The organism is Globicatella sp. HMSC072A10 (assembly GCF_001811625.1).
Lineage (GTDB): Bacteria > Bacillota > Bacilli > Lactobacillales > Aerococcaceae > Globicatella > Globicatella sanguinis.
The window spans coordinates 1-3,665 of sequence record NZ_KV805674.1; the positions used below are offsets into that span (position 1 = coordinate 1).

3 protein-coding genes and 1 pseudogene are annotated in these 3,665 nt (G+C 38.0%); 3 read left to right on the forward strand and 1 reads right to left on the reverse strand.

The window, feature by feature from the left end; translation table 11 throughout:
- Window positions 1-543: 543 nt before the first annotated feature.
- Both HMPREF2811_RS03590 and HMPREF2811_RS03595 read left to right on the forward strand, forming a co-directional pair.
- A pseudogene (locus tag HMPREF2811_RS03590) lies at window positions 544-813 on the forward strand (CopY/TcrY family copper transport repressor); the annotation flags it as partial.
- Window positions 814-979: 166 nt separating this feature from the next.
- Entirely contained in the window at window positions 980-2,359 is a 1,380-nt protein-coding gene (locus tag HMPREF2811_RS03595) for a L,D-transpeptidase family protein (protein WP_071408144.1), read from the forward strand.
- 12 nt (window positions 2,360-2,371) lie between these two features.
- Here the strand turns inward: HMPREF2811_RS03595 and HMPREF2811_RS03600 are convergent, their stop codons facing one another.
- Entirely contained in the window at window positions 2,372-2,815 is a 444-nt protein-coding gene (locus HMPREF2811_RS03600) for a helix-turn-helix domain-containing protein (RefSeq protein WP_141749246.1), read from the reverse strand.
- Window positions 2,816-2,969: 154 nt separating this feature from the next.
- Between HMPREF2811_RS03600 and HMPREF2811_RS03605 the strand changes: the two genes are divergently transcribed.
- Window positions 2,970-3,560, forward strand: a complete 591-nt coding sequence (locus tag HMPREF2811_RS03605; RefSeq protein ID WP_071408145.1) for a YdhK family protein — start codon at window positions 2,970-2,972, stop codon at window positions 3,558-3,560.
- Window positions 3,561-3,665: the final 105 nt, after the last annotated feature.

Here is a 3,665-nt window from a genome sequence, read left to right on the forward strand (position 1 = left end):
CTTGACCAAAGGCCATTATATTTTTGTAGTAATTTTGCTGTGGACGATAAGAAAATGGGCTTAACTAGTGGGTCATCTGTTCAATCCGATTTGAAATACTTTGCGTGATAAAGTAACTGCTGATAGCTAATAATATTCCTAGAATGCTTATGATGAAATAATATTCGTATGGAGTAAATTTTCTTTTGTTGTTCAACTTTAGGGGGTCAGTACATATGATAACTTCCGTGTGTATAGGTTTTTTTTATTTTTCTGCTTTTTCTCGATTCTTGATTTCCTTAATACGATAAACAATTAAATTGCTCAATAGTGTTCATCATATTTAGAAAATATAATTTAAAAAATAAGGAATTCTAAAATCAATGGTACCCTATAATTAGTATTGGGTAAAGATAGGAAAACAAAGGCAATAATAGCTGGTTATATTTATTTAAAAAACAAGCTGGTTACATTTATTTAAAAAAGATTTGACAAGAATGGTTTACTAGTGTAAACTTTATTTAACATTAATGTTTACGCTCGTAAACGAAATGAGGAGAGAATATGAGTACTATAGCTGTAGACCTTCATATCACAGATGCTGAATGGGAGGTTATGCGTGTAGTCTGGGCGAATGATCGAGGGACTAGTAAAGAAGTCATCTCCATATTGAAAGAAAAAATGGACTGGAAACAAGCCACTATCAAAACGCTCTTAGGTCGACTGGTTGAAAAAGGCGTACTAAATACAGAGAAAGAAGGAAGAAAATTTATTTATACTGCCAATATTGAAGAGAAAGAAGCCGTAGGAAATTATACAGACGATATTTTCAACTGAAGGTTTAGATACTGTTTTCGTGGATCTAGAAAGTAAAAGAGCGGTGGTAATTTCTAAAGAAAGATTAAATTTAGATTCATTTACTCCGGCTTTGTCAGATGCAAACTATAAAGTCGTAGAGTAAAGAAGTAGCAGTTAGGTAAAATTTGAGAAGAGGTGCACAATGAAAAAAATTATTATTACACTTGGTGTAATTTTTCTATTCCTAGGTATAGGTCACACTATCGGGGCCCAATATTTTTCACAAAGATTTTTAATGAACACCAGTTTTGCAAACATAGATATTAGTCATTTAACAAAAGAAGAGGCAAACGCTAAAATTACAAGGGAGTTAGAAAATCATACCCTAACATTAAAAGAGAATAACGAACCAATAGGAAGCGTGACACTTGGAGACCTAGATCCGCAAATTAATTTAACCCCACAACTTGATTCTCTCATTCAAGAACAAAATCAAACAACCTGGTTGAATGGTTTGTTTAATGATAGTAATTATGAAGGGGTTGCTGAGGGAGATTTAGTAATTAATCAGGAGAAATTGAGCACCATGATTGATTCAATAACGCTGTCTGATACTACTCCCCTAAGTCCAACCGATGCAACAATAGAGTATTCAGAAGAGATGGGCTACTATATTGAGCCAGAGCAAATAGGAACTGAAATTAATCAGGATAAATTATTGGACTTAGTTTTAGACGGTCTTCAAGAGGGTCAGACAACGGTAGAAGTGAGTGAAGCTTATCTCGAACCTGACATTACATCGACGGATGAAAGCTTACTTTCAGAATTAGACCAGCTTAAAGTTTACAATAATCTTCAAATTACATTAACCATTGCTGGATATGAAGAAGTCATTACACCAGAATTAATTTTAAGTTGGCTTTACATTGATGAATTCAATGAAGTCAACTTTGATGAGGACATGATTTACGAATATTTAGGAACGTTAAATGAGCGTTATGCTACATATGATGACTATCGCCCCTTTAACAGTACTTTACAAGGAGAAGTTCAGCTTCTCCCCGGAACCTTAGGCTGGTCAATTGATCGTGAAGCAGAAACGCAAGCCATTTTAGCTGATTTACAAGCAGCGGTCCCAGTGGTGCGTGAACCGACTATTGTTGGAATAGGATACAATGGTACTTTAGATGATATAGGTAATAGTTATATTGAAGTGGACATGTTAAACCAGACAATGTTTGTCTACATCGATGGCAATCAGGTCCTTTCTACCCCTGTGGTAACAGGACAGATTGGCACGAATACAATACCAGGTGCTTATGCTATTTGGAATTTGGAAAGTCCTTCAGAATTGAAAGGCTATAACCCTCGAACTGAAAAGGATTACGTACAGCCTGTTGAGTATTGGTTAGCCTTTGATTATACCGGACAAGGTATTCATGATGCTAATTGGCAGCCATACTTTGGTGGAGATGCCTATTTAGTTAACGGGTCACTTGGTTGTATCAATACACCACCTGATATCATGCCAATCGTTTTTGAGTATGCTTATCCAGGAATGCCCGTCATCGTTTTTGAATAATGCGTTCGTACATCAAGATAAAAAGGCACTCTGATATAAAGGAACAATCGCAGCGTCAAACAACTGATGTTCACGAGCAAAACCCACGACAACATCGGGGGACCATTTATCTTGAAGCATCTTTTCGTCTGCCCAGTCAATAAAGGCGTTGGAATCCGCCCATTTAGGTCGCCTACCGCAGTGAAGACGTTGACGGTCATAATTAGCTTGTCCGGCATCGGCATCATATAGTGTGTAGGTATAGTCGTAGGTTTTACCGTTTTGTTTTTGGCGTTTCAGTTGCGTGATGGTGCCTCTTTTCACTTCATTATGAAGGGTTTGAGGTGATTGCCCTAATAACTTAGCAATAGCGCGGTGAGAATAGGCTTCTTTCTTGAGAATCTGAATGTGACAACGTTCTTGATAAGATAAGTGTGTCCCTTTTCGTAAGACTGTGTTAAACTGGTCTTGCGTCATGTGAATTCATCCTTTTCTATTGAGAGTTAGTGGTAACTTCAATATAACATGAAATTCACATCGTTTTTTTATGGATTTTTAGAGGTGGCTAACCTCATTATAAAATCCACCACTTTAAATTTAGAGCTTTATTATTTTAATTTAGGAGGAAAAAATGAAACAGAATAAAAAATGGATAGGAATTATTTTACTGTCATCTGCCTTATTACTTGGAGCATGTGGCAGTGACGAGATAAATGAATCTACTGGAACAGATACAAATCAAACGACAACCGAAGAAACATCTTCAGAAAGTGGTGATCACGGCGACATGGTGCACGATGAATCTGGTGAAATCCCAGTAGGTTTGGAAAAAGCTGAAAATCCTACCTACAACGTGGGGGAGACGGCAACAATCACAGACGGGCACATGGAAGGCATGGAGGGGGCAGAAGCCACGATTGTGGGCGCTTTTGACACTGTAGCCTACGAGGTATCCTATGATCCTACAAATGGCGGCCCGCTCGAAGAGAATCACAAATGGGTAATTCACGAGGAGATTGCGGATGCAGGAGAGGAACCTTTCGAACCAGGAGACGAGGTAACCTTGGAAGCCGACCACATGGAAGGCATGGAAGGCGCAACGGCTACGATTGACGATGCTAAAAGCACCACAGTATACGTGATTGACTACCAGCCAACCACGGGTGGAGAGGAAGTCAAGAACCATAAATGGGTAACCGACTCGGAGCTTTCTGCTGAGTAAGAAACAGGGATATATCTAAAAAATAATATTGGAAGAGCAGCCGAGAGGAATTCTCAGCTGCTCTTCTTTTTAATTTTTTGATTGTCAAATTAAGCTAGAATTTTT